We start from the raw sequence: 15,662 nt of genomic DNA, 5'->3' as shown, positions 1-15,662 counted from the left end.
CCCTAGCACCGCTAGCGATCCTGTCGATGCTCTGCTAGCGTCGCTCTCATATCTAGCAGCGCTAGGAATTGGAGCAGACTCATGCTGACACCCCTTGCCTACGGGCTCGCCGTCGTACTCAGCCTCTTCGTCGCCTTCATCGGAGCGCGGTTCCTGCTGGTGCCGCAGGCCGCAGCCGCCGGGTACGGCATACCGGCCAAGCCGGACGGCGACCCCGCCTACCTGACGGTCAAAGGGCTCAAGGACCTCACGTTCGGCCTGCTCGGCCTCGCCCTGATCGCCTTCACGACCGCCGACGCGGTCGCGTGGTTCATGCTGGTCGTCGCGCTCGTCCCGCTGGGCGACACCTTCATCGTGCTGAGAAACGGCGGGACGAAAGCTGTCGCCTTCGGCATCCACTTCGCCACCGCCCTCGTCGTCCTCCTGAACGCCGCCCTGCTGTTCGCCCTGTAACTGCCCCTACCCGTGTTGATCAAGAGGTTTGCGTCATCATCAGGCCGATCGATGACGCAAACCTCTTGATCAACGCAGTGGGTGGGTCACGACGTGGGGGGTGGGCAGCGGTCGGGGAGGGTGACCTGGCCGGGACGGTGGTCGAAGGTGTCCATCGTGAACCATTCGTCCAGCTCCGGGTCGAAAAGGTTCTGCAAGCCGAACTGCAACACCTGCCACCACCGGCTCGGGTCGTGCTGGTCGACGTAGATGTCACCGAGCGCGAGCGGGAACCGGAAGAACTCCCCCGGCACTGTGGAGCCCCCGACCACCCCGACCCGCCAGTGGTCCACGTGCCGGCCCTTCTCCCCCTGCAGGATCTCCGGCCCCACGTAGCGGGCGGTCTTCAGCTTGTCGTTGAAGATCTGCCGGTTGAAGAACCCCGGCACCTTGCTGCACGCGCGGGGCGGAAACAGCGGGATGTTCGGCCACTTGTAGGTGAGCGTGTAGAGGGTGTTCTCGTAGATCAGGTTCGTGAACCAGATCGGGTGGTCCGGGCCGCCGGCGGTCATCTGGCTGTTGCCGTCGCGGCCCTGCCACGAGAACGGCACATCGATGCCGAGGTCCCGCACGATGTACCGGCCGGTGCCCTGAAAGTCAGCGGGGAGCAGCGGCGGGCGCGGCTCCCGCGGGTCGGGGGCGGTGGGGCCGTCGGCCTGCGCCGCGCGGGGTGACGGCGCCGCCGCCGGACCGGGCGCGACCACGCCGAGGGCGAACAGAGCGCCGGCCACCGCCGCAACCACGCTCCGACGGGTACGCCTCGAAACCATCGACCCTCCGCCGGTGTGCACAATGGCCGCGCCCGGACCATCGCGCGTGCCTCCGGCGAAGCGTATGAGCAGGCGAAATGTGAGAGCTGACGGAAGGCTGCGGCTCCACCGGTCGGGTGACGAGACAGCCTCAGAGGACCCGGGTCACCTGTTCGGCGGCGACGACCGCGTCCCGCCGCGCCCTGTCGAGGTTGGCGCTGATCACCACGGACGCGCCGACGGAGAGCGGCGCGAGCAACCACTTCAGCGGCTGCTCGGTCTCGGCGGCATCGACCAGCAGGCGATCGCCGGCGCGCAGGTCCAGCATGGTGGCGAACTCCTGGGCGAGCGCACCCCACTGACCGTAGGTGGTGCCGTCAGCGGTGGCCGGGTCCGACGGGTGGATGGCGGTGTGGTCGGGCGCGCCGTCGCCGTGCCGAAGCACCTCGGCGGACCAGTCCAACCAGCCCAACGGCACGTCGTCCAGCCGCCCCGGCCCGGTGCCGACGAGATAGCGGTGCGGCGCGTCCGGCACGTCCTCCAGCCAGTCGTCCTGCCGCTCCGGCGTCACGAAGACCGCGTCGAACGGCCGGTCGCCGCCCGGTTCGAGCACCGCCAGGCCCGCCGTGGCGCGCGGTCGGAACGACACCGCCAGGCCGGAGGCCCAGGCGCCCAACAACACCGCTGCGGTACGCCAGTGCGGCGGCAGCAGGACCGCTACGCGGCTGCCGGGGCCGAGCCGGCAGCCGTCCCGCAGCAGGCCCGCGCTGCGTGCCGCCCAGGCACCGAGCTGGTGAGCGGTGAGGTCGACGCGCTCACCGGTCGCCTCGTCGCGGTAGCTGAGCAGCGGACGTTCGGCCTCGACGGGCCGGGCCGCCTGGTCGGCCGTGACGGTTGGCTGCATCTCCACGCTCCCCGGGTCGACGTCGGCACCACAGTACTCAACGACTTTGGTCGCAGCGGTCGTCGGCCGATGGCCGTATCGGGTGACCGGGTGGCCCGCGCACGGTGCAGGGAACGATCCCCGCAACGTCGTTGAGGAGCGCCCATGCCGGACGGACCCGACCCCGCCACCGCCGACCATCCCGCCGCCGGCCGTCTGCCTTTGCGCCGACGGCTCCTGCCGGTGATCGCGTTGTTGCTGCTCGCGCCGTGGGCGGCCGAGTGCTCCTGGGGTGGCTTCGCCATCGACGACTTCCTACCGGTGCTGATCTTCCTGGGCCCGATGTACGGCGGCGCGGCGATCCTCATCCGGGAGACCGCCCGGCACCTCGGCGCGGGTTGGCCCAGCATCGTGCTGCTCGCCGCCGCGTTCGGCGTACTCCAGGCCGGGCTGGTCGACCAGTCACTGTTCAACCCCGACTTCCTCGACGACACCCAGTACGCCGACACGCGGGCCGCCGCCGAGGCGACGCTGGTGCCGGGGCTCGAATTCAGCCTCCGGCAGGCCTTCGACTACGTCGGCAACCACATCGTGCTGACCATCTGCGCGCCTGTCGTGCTGATCGAGTCGTTCCTCGGGCCGAAGCGGCGGCTGCGGCCGTGGCTGGGCTGGCAGGGTCTCGCCGTGGTGGGCGTGCTCTACCTGCTCGGCAGCCTGTTGATCTTCTCCGACAGCAGCGGCCGCAAGGGCTTTCTGGCCAGCCCGCTCCAACTGGCCTTCGCCGCCGTGGTGGTCGTCGCCCTCGTCGCGGTAGCCCTGCTGCCCCGCTGGCGACGCCCCCACCCACGCCGGACCCGCCGGGCACCGCACCCGATCTGGGTCGGTCTGCCCGTCGTCCTCGTCCGCCTCGGCTCCGACCTGACGCCCGGATGGGCGGGGGTGGCCATCGCGCTGGGACTCGCCGCCGTCGCCGGAGGGCTGATCGCGTACTGGTCGTCGGGCAGCGGTTGGGGGCAGCGACACGTGCTCGTGGCGGGCACGGCGGGCCTGGTCACCGCCGCAGCGTTCGCGTACCTGGTGCCGCCGTACTCCCCGGCGAGCCCGGCCGCGGCCCTGGCCGGCGACGTCGCGGTCACCGTCGTGACTGTCGCCCTGGTCGGGGCCGCCTGGTGGCGGCTGCGTCGTGCTTCGCCGACTGTTCATGTTGGCGCAAGCTGACGCTCCCCAACGACTGTCAGCCTCCGTGCGGGTACGACCTAACGGAGGAAGTCCTTGACACTCAGAAGAGCATTCACCGCGCTCACCGCAGCCGGTGTCGCCGCCGCCAGCCTGACCGGGGCCACCCCCGCGTCGGCCGGCGGGCACCACCACCACCCAGGCCTGTCGCGCGCCTTCGACCGGGTCGCCACGTACCCGGTGTTCCAGAACCGTCCGGCCGGCGAGGATCCGACGACCGCGACGGTCGCCGAGATCTCGGCGGTCAGCGAGGACGGTCGCACCCTGATCCACACCGACGCGCTGGCCCGGCGCATCGGCTTCCTGGACATCTCCCGCGCCGACCGGCCGCGCGGCCTCGGCACGCTCTCCCTGGCCCAACTCGGCAACGCCGAGGATGAGCCGACCTCGGTCGCCGTGGTCGGCAGGTACGTGCTGGTGGTGGTGAACACCAGCGCCAGCTACACCGAGCCGTCCGGTCGCCTCGACGTGATCGAGCTGGCCAGTCGCGAGCGGGTGGCCAGCTTCGATCTCGGTGGTCAGCCCGACTCCATCGCGATCAGCACTGACAAGCGGTACGCCGCGATCGCCATCGAGAACGAGCGCGACGAGGAGGCCACCCCGCCCGGCGGCGTGGAGGGCGACCTGCCCCAGGCGCCCGCCGGCTTCGTGCAGATCGTCGACCTGGCCGGGAAGGCACCGGCCGGTTGGCGGCTGCGGCCGGTAGCGCTGACCGGGGCCGACGGCAGCGCGCTGCCCGCGCTGGCGCAGGCCGGCCTCGCCGCGCCGACCGACCCCGAGCCCGAGTACGTCTCGATCAACAGCCGCAACCAGCTGGCCGTGACGCTTCAGGAGAACAACGGCGTCGCCCTGGTCGACCTGCCCACCGGGCGGCTCACCAAGGTCTTCAGCGCCGGCACCGCCACGATCAGCGGCATCGACACCAAGAAGGACGGTGTCATCGACCTGACCGGCGGCATCACCGACGTGCCGCGTGAGCCGGACGCGGTGGCCTGGGTCGACGACCGCTATCTCGCCACGGCCAACGAGGGCGACTGGCACGGCGGCACCCGTGGCTGGTCGGTCTTCGACAGCCGCAGCGGACGCGTGGCCTGGGACGCCGGCAACACCTTCGAGCGGCTCGCCGTCACGTACGGGCTGCACAACGAGGACCGGGCCGCCAAGAAGGGCACCGAGCCGGAGGGCGTGGCCGTCGCCGAGTACGACGGCGTCCGGTACGCCTTCGTCGGCTCGGAGCGGAGCAACTTCGTCGCCGTCTACGACCTGGGTGACCCCACCCGGCCGGTGTTCCGGCAGGTGCTGCCGACCACCAACGGGCCGGAAGGGCTGCTGCCCATCCCGTCGCGCGGGCTGCTCGCCGTCTCCAGTGAGGAGGACGACGCTTCGGTGAACGTTCGGGCCTCGGTGTCGCTCTTCCAGCTCGGCAAGGCCACCCCGGCGTTCCCGAGCGTCGTCTCCGGCACCGACCGGGCCGGCACCCCGATCGGTTGGGGCGCACTCGGCGCGCTGAGCGCGGTCCCGGGCAAGCGGGACCAGCTCTACAGCGTCACCGACGCGGCGTACGGCCAGACCCGCATCCTCACCCTCGACGCGAAGCGGACGCCGGCCGTGATCACCGGCGCGCTGCCGGTGCGGGACGCGGCCGGCGCTCCGGTCGGGTACGACGCGGAGGGCATCTTCGCCCGTCCGCAGGGCGGCTTCTGGCTCGCCGTGGAGGGCGCCAAGGGCGCGGAGAACAAGCTGGTCCGGCTCGACGCCGCCGGGGTGACCCGGCAGACCGTCGCGCTGCCCGCCGAGGTCGCCGCCGGCCTCGGCAAGCAGGGCTTGGAGGGCGTCACCGCGACCACCGACCGGCAGGGCCGGGAGATCGTCTGGGTGGCCGTACAGCGGGAGTCGAGCACCGACCCGGCCGGCATCGTCCGGCTCGGCCGCTACGACGTCACAGCGGGCACCTGGAGCTGGTTCGGCTACCGGTTGGGGGCCACCACGGTGCCCGGCGATTGGATGGGCCTGTCCGAGATCACAGTGGTCGGTGACCGGCTCGCGGTCATCGAACGGGACAAGCTGAACGGCCCGGCCGCCACTGTCAAGCGGATCTACACGGTGCCGCTGCCCGGCGCGGCGGCGACCGGTCCGCTGACGGTGCTGCCGAAGACGCTCGCCGTCGACGTGCTGCCCGCGCTGCGCGCCACCAACGGGTGGACGCAGGAGAAGCTGGAGGGCCTGACCGTCGCCGGCAACGGCGAGGTGTACGCGATCACCGACAACGACGGGGTCAAGGACGCCACCGGCGAGACGGTGCTCCTGCGCCTCGGCTCCAGCCGCAAGGTCTTCGACCGCCGCTGACCCACCGCCAGCTCCCCTTCGGCCGGCGTCCACCCCTCGCGGCGGGCGCCGGCCGATCACATCAGGTAACCCCGCTACGGGCCACGGCCCGAACTCGGAGCCTTTGCTCTGCTTACCTATATGCGACGCACACGCCCCGTGAGGAAAGTTTCCACCCCTCGACTGCGCGGGCCGTCTCAAAGTCCCAGCTAAACGCGGTGGTGCGTATAGGTAAGCAGAGCAAAGGTGGTGAGCGGCCCGCACGGGACCCCGAGGCCCGCGACGCTCTGTCACGGGTACCGCCCCTGTCCCTGGGCACCCAACGTCACCTGACGTCAGCCCGGCAACTCCGGGCCGCCTTCGAGCAGCGGGCCGAGCAAATCGTCGTACTCCTCGACCCGGGCCAGGACCTCGGCGGCGGTGAACTGGCGGACGGCCGGCTTCCGGCCGCGCGCGCCGGCCTCCACCTCGTCCCAGGTCAGCGGCGTCGACACCGACGGCACCGACTGGGCCCGCAGCGAGTACGGCGCCACAGTGGTCTTCGCCGCGTTGTTCTGACTCCAGTCGATGAAGACCTTGCCCGGTCGAAGGTTCTTCGCCATCCTCGACACGATCAGCTTCGGGTGGGCCTTCTCCAGCTCCTGGGCGATCCGTCGCGCGTAGTCGGAGACGAGGTCGGACGACTGGGTGCCGGCGATCGGGCAGCAGAGCTGCATGCCCTTCTTGCCGGAGGTCTTCGGGTACGACTCGATGCCGTCGTCGGCGAGGCGGTCACGCATCAGGACCGCCACCGGGCAACACTCGGCGAGCCCGGCCGGCGGCCCCGGGTCCAGGTCGACGACCATCATGTCCGGGTGTTCGCCCACCTTCCACTGCGGTGTGTGCAGCTCCAACGCGGCCAGGTTGGCCAGCCAGACCAGTGTGGGCAGGTCGTCGGCGACCACGTAGTCGATGGTCTCCCGGCCCTTCGTCGACCCGGGCGCGGGCAGGTTCTCCACCCGCACCCAGTCCGGGGTCGCGGCCGGCGTGTTCTTCTCGAAGAACGACTTGTCGTCCACCCCGTTGGGATAGCGGATCCGGGTGACCGGCCGGTCCCGCAGGTGCGGCAGCAGCACCGGGGAGATCCGGGTGTAGTAGTCGATCACCTCACCCTTCGTGAACCCGGCCGCCGGGTAGAGCACCTTGTCCAGGTTGGACAACTCCAGCGCGCGGCCCTCGACGTCCACCCGTAGCCGTTCAGCCGGCATCGTCGACCTCCTCCGGAGGCTTGTCCGGGCGCAGCCGCAGCACCCGGGGGAAGCGCAGCCGGCCGTCGGGGGTGCGCTGGCCGTACTTCACCTCCACCACCACCTGGGGTGTTACCCAGATGGCGCCCCGCGCATCCTCGCGCGGCACACCCGGCGCGAACGGTGACACGCCGGAGCGCAGCGGTTCCAGCTCGGCGAGGAGCTGCCGCTCGATGGCCGCGCCGATCCCGCCGCCGACCCGACCCCGGTAGATCAGTCGGCCGTCCGGGCCGGGCACCCCGACCAGCAGCCCGCCGATCCGGCGCGCGCCCGGTCGCCAACCGCCGATGACGAAGTCGCCGGTCACCTCCAGCTTGACCTTCACCCAGTCCGGCGAGCGCACCCCCGGGCGGTAGACGGCCCCGACCCGCTTGGCCATCACCCCCTCCAGGCCGTGCTCTCCGGCCGCCTCGTAGGTGGCCGGCCCGTCGGTGAACATCGGCGGCACCGCCCACCGGAGGCCACCGAGCGCGAGCGCGTCCAGCGCCTCCCGGCGGCGCTCGTACGGCCAGCCGGTCAGGTCGTCGCCGTTCAGCCGGAGCAGGTCGAAGATCATGTACGTCACCGGCATGACGGCGGCCAACCGGGCGGCCTTGGCCCGGTCCCGGACGTGCATCCGCTCGGCCAGCGCGGTGAAGGACGGCTGCCCGCCCTGGCCGAGCAGCACCACCTCGCCGTCGAGCAGCGCATCGTCGACCTGCTCGGGCAGGGTGGCCAACTCCGGGTACGCGGCGGTGATCTCCACGCCGGAACGGGCATACAGGTGCTGACCGCCGCCTGAGATGTCGGCCAGGGCGCGGACGCCGTCCCACTTGAACTCGTACGCCCAGCCGTCACCCGCCGGGAGCGGCCCGGTCATCGCGAGCATCGGCTTGAGCGGCGCGCCGGGCACGACCCGACTGTAGTAGCAGCCCGAACACCTCGCGTCCGGTTCTTTCGGATGCGAGCATGGTCGATACCGGGGAAGGGAGCGCAGGATGCGTGCCATCTGGAAGGGAGCCGTGTCGTTCGGGCTCGTCTCGATCGGGGTGAAGCTCTACTCCGCGACCGAGGAGAAGGACATTCGGTTCCACCAGGTGCACCGCGAGGACGGCGGTCGGATCCGCTACAAGCGCACCTGCTCGGTCTGCGGTGAAGAGGTCACCTACGACGACATCGCCAAGGGCTACGACATCGGCGGCGGCGAAATGGTGATCCTCACCGACGAGGACTTCGCCGACCTGCCGTTGACCAGCTCCCGCGCCATCGACGTGTTGGAGTTCGTGCCGGCCGAGCAGGTCGACCCGATCCTCTACAACAAGGCGTACTTTCTCGAGCCGGAGGGCGCGGCGACAAAGCCGTACGTGCTGCTGCGCGACGCACTCATCGACTCGGAGCGGGTGGCCATCGTCAAGGTGGCGCTGCGCCAGCGGGAGCAGCTGGCCACGCTGCGGGTCCGCGAGGGTGTGCTGCTGCTCAACACCATGCTCTGGCCGGACGAGATCCGTACCCCGGACTTCGGTTTCCTCGACGAGGACCTCAAGGTGCGCCCGCCGGAGCTGGCGATGGCCAGCTCCCTGATCGACTCGATGACCGGCGAGTTCGAGCCGGACGTCTTCACCGACGACTACCGGGCCGCGTTGCAGGAGGTCATCGACGCCAAGGTGGAGGGTCGGGAGGTCGTCCAGCCGGAGGAGGTCGAGGAGGCCCCGGCCGCGGCGGTGGACCTGATGGCGGCGTTGAAGGCCTCGGTGGAGCGCGCCAAGGCGGCTCGCGGCGAGCAGCCGGCCCGTGGCGGCGGTGGTGGTGGTGGTGGCGAGCCGACGCCCATCTCGTCGGCGCGGTCGGCGCAGAAGGCAGCCGAGAAGAAGGCGGCCAAGGCTCCCGCGAAGAAGACCGCGGCGAAGAAGACGGCCGAGAAGAAGGCGGCCGAGCCGGCGAAGAAGACCGCCGCCAAGAAGGCCGCCGCCACGAAGGCAGAGCCGGCGAAGAAGACGGCCGCGCGCAAGACAGCACCCCGCAAGAGCGCCTGACCGCACGGCAGCGGCGGCGGTGTCCGCCTCTCCGGGTACGCTCCGCCGGCCGCTGGCGACCGGAGGAGCCCCCATGCCGTACACCCCTGATCTGGACCGGTTGCTGACGCCCGGCGCCCGCTTCACCGACCAGCACGGCGGATACCTGATCGAGGTTCACCCGGTGGGCGACATCGTGTTGCCGACCGGCCGCGTGGTCGGGTGTGACCCGCTGGTCTGCCCGGAGGCCGAGCCGTTCACTGTGACAGTGCCGCCGGGGCGGCACCCCGCCCGCGCCTGGGTGGCGGTGGTGCTCCGCGAGGACGCCGAGGTGGACCGCCGGGTCGCCGCGCTGGAGCTGGTCGTCTCGGCTGAGCCGACCATCCGCTGGGAGCCGGCCGTCGCGGGCGACCAGGACGTCGCCACGCTCGGCGCTGACGACTACTTCGGCTACGGCGTGGACGCCGGCATCGGCACCTTCGCCGACCCGACAGCGCTCGCCGCCCTGGAGGACTGGGACGAGGACCGGATCGAGGAGGTCTTCATTCCGGCCGAGCTGCCCTCGTCCCCGGTTCCGGGGCTGATCACCGCCGTGTTGGACGAGGCCAGCGGCGCCAACGTGGTCACAGTGTCCACGGGTTGGGGTGACGGTTGCTACGGCACCTGGATCGGCCGTGCCGCCGACGGCCGGGTCACCTCGTTCGTGACCGACTTCATGGTCGTCCCGGAATAACCGCCCGGGAAAGCTCCGGAAGTGTCGCGCTGGGCGATCCGAGGCGTCCGCGGCGGGCACGGTAGGCCGCAGTGCGGGTACCGTGTGCGTCGGCTTTCCCCCCGGCACCGGGTGCCGGCCACACTTCGCAGCAGGGAGTCGACGACGTGAGCGAGCGGACGCAGCAGACGGGCCCGGACCAGAGCCCGGCAACCAAGTCGGGGCGCCGCCTGGCCGCCCAGTTGGCGGAGAAGAAGGCCGCCGACGCGAGGCGCAAGCGCAACGCGTGGGCCAGCGGCCTCGCCGCCGTCGCCGTGGTCGGGTTGCTGATCGGCGTCTTCGTGGCGATCGGCGGCGGCGACGACAAGCCCAAGACCCAGGCCGACGGGACCCCGTCCGCCTCCGCCCCGGCCCCCGACGAGGCCGGCGCACCGCCCGCTCCGCAGCTGCCCGAGGGCGCCGATCCGGCGCTGGGCACCAAGCCGACTGTGACGCCGGGCACCGGCGACCTCAAGAAGCTCACTGTCACCCCGCTGATCAAGGGCAAGGGCCCGGCCGTGCAGAAGGGCCAGAACATCACCACCAACTACGTGGGCGTGTTCTACAAGGACGGCAAGGAGTTCGACTCGTCCTGGAAGGCCGGGCAGCCGGCCACCTTCCCGATCGGCGTCGGCCAGGTCATTCCCGGCTGGGACCAGGGTCTGGTGGGGGTGACCGTCGGCAGCCGGGTGCAGCTCGACATCCCGGGCGAGCTCGGTTACGGCAACGACGAGGCCGCCGCCGGTGGACGTCCCACCGGTCCGCTGCGCTTCGTGGTGGACGTGCTCGCCGCCCAGTGACCTGTCCGGGTCGTCCCGGTTGTCACCGCGACGCGATGGAGTTGTTCACATGGGGCTTCCGGCCCGTCACCCTGCGGCAGTAGGTTCGGCGTCACCCCGGGCGGTTCGCCGCCCGGGGTGAGCAGCATCCGGAACCGGGACGCGGAGGTGCATGTGACGGCGCTGGACGAGCCTGGGCGGACCGCCCGGTCGATGTGGGCGTACTTCGAGCCGGTGCACACTGTCACCTACCTGCACCCCCGGGCCCGGGCCGCGTACGAGGCGGTCGGGCTGCGCGGCTACTGGCGCGGTTATTTCGCCGGTCGTGCCGCGCCGCTGGGAGCCGCCGAGGCGGCCCCGGTGATCGCCGCCTTCTTCAACTTCGCGCCGCAGATGGTGGCCCGCGCGCTGCCGGCGGTGTGGCGGTTGGCCACCCCGCAGGAGGCGCTGCGCGCCCGTCTGACCGGTGCCGTGCAGGCGCTCGCCGAGCTGACCTACGAGCTTCCGGAGTCGCACCTGGTGGAGGCCGCCGACCTGCTGGAGCGGGCCGCCGCGGCGGCGCAGACCGCCGGCCGGGTGCTCGGCGCCGCCAACGCCGCCCTCCCGGCCGGCGAGTACCCGCTGGCGCGGCTCTGGCAGGCCGCCACGACGCTGCGCGAGCACCGGGGGGACGGGCACGTGGCCGCGCTGGTGGCCGCCGGCCTGGACCCGGTGGAGACGCTGACCGTGCGGGTCGCGCTGGACGGGTCGTCGCCGCAGTACCTGCTGGGCCGCGGCTGGTCCGAGGAGCAGTGGAACGCCGCCCGTGAGCGGCTTGCCGAGCGGGGTTGGCTCACCGGGGACGGCGCGGCCACCGAGCACGCCCGGGCCGAGTTCCAGGCCATCGAGGACGCCACCGACCGGGCCGCCGCGCACCCGTGGCAGGCGCTGGGCGCCCAGGACACGGACCGGCTCCGGGAGCTGCTGGAGCCGATCGCCCGGTCCGGCCACACCCTGCTCCCCGAGGGCAGCCCGCTCGGTCTGCCCGCGTTGCCGAGCTGACCGGGCACCCACCGGTCGGGCAGGATGGGCCCGTGACTGATGCGGTGGTCTTCGACCTGGACGGCGTGATCGTGGATTCCGAGCCGGTGTGGGAGGAGGTCCGCCGGGCGTACGTGGCGGCGCACGGCGGGACGTGGCAGCCGGACACACAACGTCGGCTGATGGGGATGAGCACCGGCGAGTGGGCCCGCTACCTCAGCGGAGAGCTGGGCGTCGGCCGCACCGCCGAGCAGGTCGCCGTCGAGGTGGTCGAGGAGATGACCCGACGCTACCGGGACCACGTACCCCTCATCGACGGCGCCGACCAGGTCGTTCGCCGGCTGGCCGCGCGGTGGCCGCTGGGGTTGGCCAGTTCGTCGCCGACCCGGTTGATCGAGGCGGCGCTGGCGGCGACCGGCCTGACCGACGCGTTCGGCGCGACCCTCTCCACCGAGCAGACCGAGCGGGGCAAGCCCGCACCGGACGTGTACCTGAGTGTGGCGCAGCGCCTCGGCGTCGACCCGACCCGCTGTGCGGCTGTGGAGGACTCGTCCAACGGGGTGCGCTCCGCCGCGGCGGCGGGGATGCGGGTGGTGGCGGTGCCGCACGGCTCGTACCCGCTCGATCCGGACGCCGCCGGGCTGGCCGTGGTGACGCTGGACGCGATCGGTGAGCTGACCCCCGAGCTGGTGGACGAGCTGGGTTGACACGGGTCGAGCCGGGTAGAGACCACGGATGAAGGCCATCGTGTACGAGCGCAACGGCGACCCTTCGGTGCTCGAGCTGGTCGACCGGCCGGTGCCGGAGCCGGGCGCGGGCGAGGTACTGGTGCGGATGGCGGTCTCCGGGGTGAACCCGACCGACTGGAAGTCCCGCCGCAACGCCCCGCCGAACGGGTGGCAGATCCCCGGGCAGGACGGCGCGGGGGTGGTCGAGGCGGTCGGCGAGGGGGTCGACCCCGACCTGATCGGTGAGCGGGTGTGGGTCTGGGAGGCCGCCTGGCAGCGACAGTGGGGCACGACGGCGGAGTACACGCTGGTGCCGGTCCGGCAGGCGGTACGCCTCGGCCCCGCTCCGTTCGAGCTGGGCGCGGCCCTGGGCATCCCGTTCCTCACCGCGCACCGCTGTCTGACGGCTGGCGAGTTCATGCCGGACACGCTGCGGGCCGGCGCGCTGGCGGATCACACGGTGCTGGTGCAGGGCGGCGCGGGCGCTGTCGGCAACGCCGCGATCCAACTCGCCCGCTGGGCCGACGCCACTGTGATCGCCACTGTGAGCAGCGCGGAGAAGGCGCAGCTCGCTGCCTCGGCCGGCGCCTCCTTCGTGATCAACTATCGGGAGCAGGACGTGGTCGAGGAGGTCCACAAGATCGCCCCCGACGGGGTGCACACGATCGTGGAGGTCTCCCCCGCCCGCAACGCCTCGGTCGACGCACGGGTGCTGCGGCACGGCGGCGCGGTCTGCATGTACGCCGACAACGGCGGGGACGAGGTGAGCATCCCGATCCGGGCGATGATGGCGCCGAACGCCCGCTGGCAGTTCGTGCTGGTCTACACCGAGCCGAAGGCGGCCAAGGCGCAGGGCGTGAAGGACGTGGCGGCGGCGGCCAGCCAGGGTGGCATCCGGGTCGGCGCGGACGCCGGTCTGCCGCTGCACTACTACCCGTTGGCCGAGGCGGCGGCGGCGCACCAGGCGGTGGAGGACTCGACGGTGGGGAAGGTGCTGATCACCACCAGCGACGCCTGATCGGGTCGCTGACCACCCGATTTCCCCGTCAGCAGGACAGAAGCGAACAACTTTCGCAACAATGACGGTGCGGGTCACCCCGCGTGGAGCGGGCGGCCCCGGCGCGGTGCGAACGCCGGGGCCGCCCCTGGGGAGGGTTTCAGGAGTACTCCCGCCCCAACAGGCGACAGTGCCGGGGAAAACGTTACGGGGCTGTCAGCTCCCGGACAGTCAGCTCACCCTCGGCGTACCGCGAACGGACGACCTTCTTGTCGAACTTGCCGACGCTGGTCTTCGGCACCGTGTCGATGAACGCCCAGCGCTCGGGCAACTGCCAGCGCGCCACCGACCCGGCCAGGAAGTCCCGCAACTCCTCGGCGGTCACCGAAGCGCCCTCCCGGACCACCACTGTGGCCAGCGGACGTTCGTCCCATCGTTCGTCCGGGACCCCCACCACGCACGCCTCCAGCACCGCCGGGTGGGCCATCAGCGCGTTCTCCAACTCCACCGACGAGATCCACTCACCACCGGACTTGATCACGTCCTTGGCCCGGTCGGTCAGGTTGATGTACCCGTCCGGCGAGAGGGTGCCCACGTCGCCGGTACGCAGCCAGCCGTCGCGGAACTTCTCCTCGTCCGGGGCGTCGTCACCGACGTACCGGGCGGTCACCCACGGCCCACGAACCTCCAGCTCGCCCACTGCCGTGCCGTCGGCGGGCATCGGGTCGCCGGACGGGCCGACGATCCGCGCCTGCACGCCCGCCGGCACCCGCCCCTGGGTGTAGCGGTAGCGCCAGGCCTCTTCACCTGTCGCACCGGCGGGTGGGCGCGACACCGACCCCAGCGGGGACATCTCGGTCATCCCCCAGGCGTGGATGACATCGATGCCGTGCCGCTCGTCGAACGCGTGCATCAGCGCCGGCGGGCAGGCCGAGCCACCGACGATCACCTCGGTTAGCGAGGAGGTGTCCACGTCGTGGGTGTCCAGGTAGGCCAGCAGGTCGGTCCAGATGGTCGGCACCGCACCGGCCAGGGTGGGCCGCTCGGCGGCGATCATCTCGGCGATCGGCGCGGCCTGGAGGAACCGGTCCGGCATGATCAGCGACGCGCCGGAGAGGAAGGCCGCGTAGGGCAGGCCCCAGGACATGGCGTGGAACATCGGCACGATGGCCAACTCGCGGTCGGTCGGCCCGAGACCGAAACCCTCCGGCATGCAGACCTGCAACGAGTGCAGGTAGATCGACCGGTGCGAGTAGGCCACGCCCTTCGGGTTGCCGGTGGTGCCCGAGGTGTAGCAGAGCGCGGCGGCGTCGCGCTCGTCGACCTCGGGCCAGTCGTACACCTCGGGCCGGTCGGCCAGCAACGCGTCCCAGTGGTGCACTGTGATCCGGTCGCCGGCCGCCGCCACCAGCGGCGCCGGGTCGCCGCCGCCGACCACCACGACGTGCCGCACAGTGGTCAGCTCACCGATCACCCGGGCCAGCAGCGGAATGAGCGTGCTGTCGACGAGCACCACCCGGTCCTCGGCGTGGTTGGCGATGTAGACGACCTGGTCGGGGAAGAGCCGGATGTTGAGCGTGTGCAGCACCGCGCCCATGCTCGGCACCGCGAAGTAGGCGACCAGGTGCTCGTTGTTGTTCCACATGAAGGTGGCGACCCGCTCGTCGCCGGTCACCCCACACTCGTCGCGCAGCCCGTGCGCCAGCCGGGCGGCGGCCCGGCCCACCTCGGCGTACGTCATCCGGCGGGGTTCGGCGCCCGTCCAGGTGACCACCTCGGCCGTGCCGTGCACCAGTGCACCGTGGTCGAGGATCCGGGAGATCTGCAGAGGGGCGTCCATCATCGTGCTACGCATGGGTAACAAGCTAGTGTCGGCGGTCACACGTTGGGAACCCCCGTAAGTTGTCGCAGGTGAGCATCTCCTGGGCCGACTCATACGTGGGGCAGTTGCGCGCGCTCGCCGGGGACCGGACGCTGATGTTCGTCGGCGCCCGAGCCGTGGTCAACGACGACGCCGGACGCATCCTGCTGATCAAACGCTCGGACAACGGCCAGTGGGCCATGCCGGCCGGCGCGATGGAACTGGGCGAGTCCATCGCCGACTGCGCGGTACGCGAGGTCCGCGAGGAGACCGGGCTGCGCGCGCTGCGGGTCTGCGCGTTCGCCCTCTACACCGGCCCGGACCGGACGAGCACCAACATGTACGGCCACACGTACCAGGTGTTCACCACCGCGTTCAAGGTGGAGGAGTGGGACGGGCAGTTGGCCCGGGTCACCGACGAGACCACCGACGCCAGCTTCTTCGCTCGCGACCGGTTCCCCGCCCCACTCTCCACCTCGGTCATCGAGACCCTGGCCGACCTGGACGTCTTCGAGCAGACCAACCGGCTCATCCTCAAGTAGGGCGGCCCCGGGGCCACCGGCC

At 71.7% G+C, this 15,662-nt stretch carries 15 protein-coding genes; 10 read left to right on the top strand and 5 right to left on the bottom strand.

Annotation, left to right across the window (positions count from 1 at the left end; all coding sequences use genetic code 11):
- Positions 1–81: 81 nt before the first annotated feature.
- Positions 82–453 (top strand): DUF4267 domain-containing protein, encoded by a 372-nt coding sequence (locus tag NIE79_RS30870; protein ID WP_238681924.1) that lies wholly within the window; start codon positions 82–84, stop codon positions 451–453.
- A gap of 86 nt (positions 454–539) precedes the next feature.
- Here the strand turns inward: NIE79_RS30870 and NIE79_RS30865 are convergent, their stop codons facing one another.
- Complete coding sequence (locus tag NIE79_RS30865) at positions 540–1,235, bottom strand: hypothetical protein (RefSeq protein ID WP_238681923.1); 696 nt, start codon at positions 1,233–1,235, stop codon at positions 540–542.
- A 157-nt stretch (positions 1,236–1,392) separates the two neighbouring features.
- On the bottom strand, positions 1,393–2,145 hold the full coding sequence (locus NIE79_RS30860; RefSeq protein WP_238681922.1) for a TIGR03089 family protein: 753 nt from the start codon (positions 2,143–2,145) through the stop codon (positions 1,393–1,395).
- Positions 2,146–2,289: 144 nt separating this feature from the next.
- Between NIE79_RS30860 and NIE79_RS30855 the strand changes: the two genes are divergently transcribed.
- Positions 2,290–3,342 carry a hypothetical protein gene (locus NIE79_RS30855; protein WP_238681921.1) on the top strand — a complete coding sequence of 351 codons (1,053 nt, stop codon included), beginning with the start codon at positions 2,290–2,292 and terminating at the stop codon, positions 3,340–3,342.
- A 54-nt stretch (positions 3,343–3,396) separates the two neighbouring features.
- Positions 3,397–5,706 carry an esterase-like activity of phytase family protein gene (locus tag NIE79_RS30850; protein ID WP_238681920.1) on the top strand — a complete coding sequence of 770 codons (2,310 nt, stop codon included), beginning with the start codon at positions 3,397–3,399 and terminating at the stop codon, positions 5,704–5,706.
- Positions 5,707–6,020: 314 nt separating this feature from the next.
- Here the strand turns inward: NIE79_RS30850 and ligD (NIE79_RS30845) are convergent, their stop codons facing one another.
- Positions 6,021–6,932 carry a non-homologous end-joining DNA ligase gene (gene ligD, locus NIE79_RS30845; RefSeq protein WP_238681919.1) on the bottom strand — a complete coding sequence of 304 codons (912 nt, stop codon included), beginning with the start codon at positions 6,930–6,932 and terminating at the stop codon, positions 6,021–6,023.
- Positions 6,922–7,863 carry a non-homologous end-joining DNA ligase gene (gene ligD, locus NIE79_RS30840; protein ID WP_238681918.1) on the bottom strand — a complete coding sequence of 314 codons (942 nt, stop codon included), beginning with the start codon at positions 7,861–7,863 and terminating at the stop codon, positions 6,922–6,924. Before ligD (NIE79_RS30840) ends, ligD (NIE79_RS30845) begins: the two co-directional genes overlap by 11 nt.
- 85 nt (positions 7,864–7,948) lie before the next feature.
- Between ligD (NIE79_RS30840) and ku the strand changes: the two genes are divergently transcribed.
- The 6 genes from ku (at position 7,949) to NIE79_RS30810 (ending at position 13,258) form a co-directional block, all read left to right on the top strand.
- Complete coding sequence (gene ku / locus NIE79_RS30835) at positions 7,949–8,983, top strand: non-homologous end joining protein Ku (RefSeq protein ID WP_238681917.1); 1,035 nt, start codon at positions 7,949–7,951, stop codon at positions 8,981–8,983.
- Positions 8,984–9,056: 73 nt separating this feature from the next.
- The gene (locus NIE79_RS30830; RefSeq protein WP_238681916.1) at positions 9,057–9,695 is read left to right on the top strand and encodes a DUF4241 domain-containing protein; all 639 of its coding nucleotides are present in this window, start codon (positions 9,057–9,059) and stop codon (positions 9,693–9,695) included.
- A 146-nt stretch (positions 9,696–9,841) separates the two neighbouring features.
- A complete protein-coding gene (locus tag NIE79_RS30825) occupies positions 9,842–10,513 on the top strand; it encodes an FKBP-type peptidyl-prolyl cis-trans isomerase (RefSeq protein ID WP_238681915.1) in 672 nt (223 codons plus the stop codon).
- 192 nt (positions 10,514–10,705) lie between these two features.
- A complete protein-coding gene (locus NIE79_RS30820) occupies positions 10,706–11,533 on the top strand; it encodes an SCO6745 family protein (RefSeq protein WP_238682124.1) in 828 nt (275 codons plus the stop codon).
- A gap of 32 nt (positions 11,534–11,565) precedes the next feature.
- Entirely contained in the window at positions 11,566–12,219 is a 654-nt protein-coding gene (locus NIE79_RS30815) for an HAD family hydrolase (RefSeq protein WP_238681914.1), read from the top strand.
- 28 nt (positions 12,220–12,247) lie between these two features.
- Positions 12,248–13,258 (top strand): NADPH:quinone reductase, encoded by a 1,011-nt coding sequence (locus NIE79_RS30810; protein WP_238681913.1) that lies wholly within the window; start codon positions 12,248–12,250, stop codon positions 13,256–13,258.
- A gap of 184 nt (positions 13,259–13,442) precedes the next feature.
- Here the strand turns inward: NIE79_RS30810 and NIE79_RS30805 are convergent, their stop codons facing one another.
- Complete coding sequence (locus NIE79_RS30805; RefSeq protein WP_238682123.1) at positions 13,443–15,077, bottom strand: fatty acid--CoA ligase; 1,635 nt, start codon at positions 15,075–15,077, stop codon at positions 13,443–13,445.
- A gap of 71 nt (positions 15,078–15,148) precedes the next feature.
- Between NIE79_RS30805 and NIE79_RS30800 the strand changes: the two genes are divergently transcribed.
- Positions 15,149–15,640 (top strand): NUDIX domain-containing protein, encoded by a 492-nt coding sequence (locus NIE79_RS30800; protein WP_112735496.1) that lies wholly within the window; start codon positions 15,149–15,151, stop codon positions 15,638–15,640.
- The last annotated feature ends 22 nt before the right edge of the window (positions 15,641–15,662 follow it).

This window comes from Micromonospora trifolii (genome assembly GCF_022229005.1).
Classification (GTDB): Bacteria; Actinomycetota; Actinomycetes; order Mycobacteriales; family Micromonosporaceae; genus Micromonospora; species Micromonospora trifolii.
This window is presented reverse-complemented; position numbering and strand designations above follow the sequence as displayed.

Coding starts and splice junctions, on each gene's coding strand:
- NIE79_RS30870 (WP_238681924.1), top strand. CDS start 82: ATGCTGACACCCCTTGCCTACGGGCTCGCCGTCGTACTCAGCCTCTTC.
- NIE79_RS30860 (WP_238681922.1), bottom strand. CDS start 2,145: ATGCAGCCAACCGTCACGGCCGACCAGGCGGCCCGGCCCGTCGAGGCC.
- NIE79_RS30855 (WP_238681921.1), top strand. CDS start 2,290: ATGCCGGACGGACCCGACCCCGCCACCGCCGACCATCCCGCCGCCGGC.
- ligD (WP_238681919.1), bottom strand. CDS start 6,932: ATGCCGGCTGAACGGCTACGGGTGGACGTCGAGGGCCGCGCGCTGGAG.
- ku (WP_238681917.1), top strand. CDS start 7,949: ATGCGTGCCATCTGGAAGGGAGCCGTGTCGTTCGGGCTCGTCTCGATC.
- NIE79_RS30830 (WP_238681916.1), top strand. CDS start 9,057: ATGCCGTACACCCCTGATCTGGACCGGTTGCTGACGCCCGGCGCCCGC.
- NIE79_RS30820 (WP_238682124.1), top strand. CDS start 10,706: ATGTGGGCGTACTTCGAGCCGGTGCACACTGTCACCTACCTGCACCCC.
- NIE79_RS30810 (WP_238681913.1), top strand. CDS start 12,248: ATGAAGGCCATCGTGTACGAGCGCAACGGCGACCCTTCGGTGCTCGAG.
- NIE79_RS30805 (WP_238682123.1), bottom strand. CDS start 15,077: ATGGACGCCCCTCTGCAGATCTCCCGGATCCTCGACCACGGTGCACTG.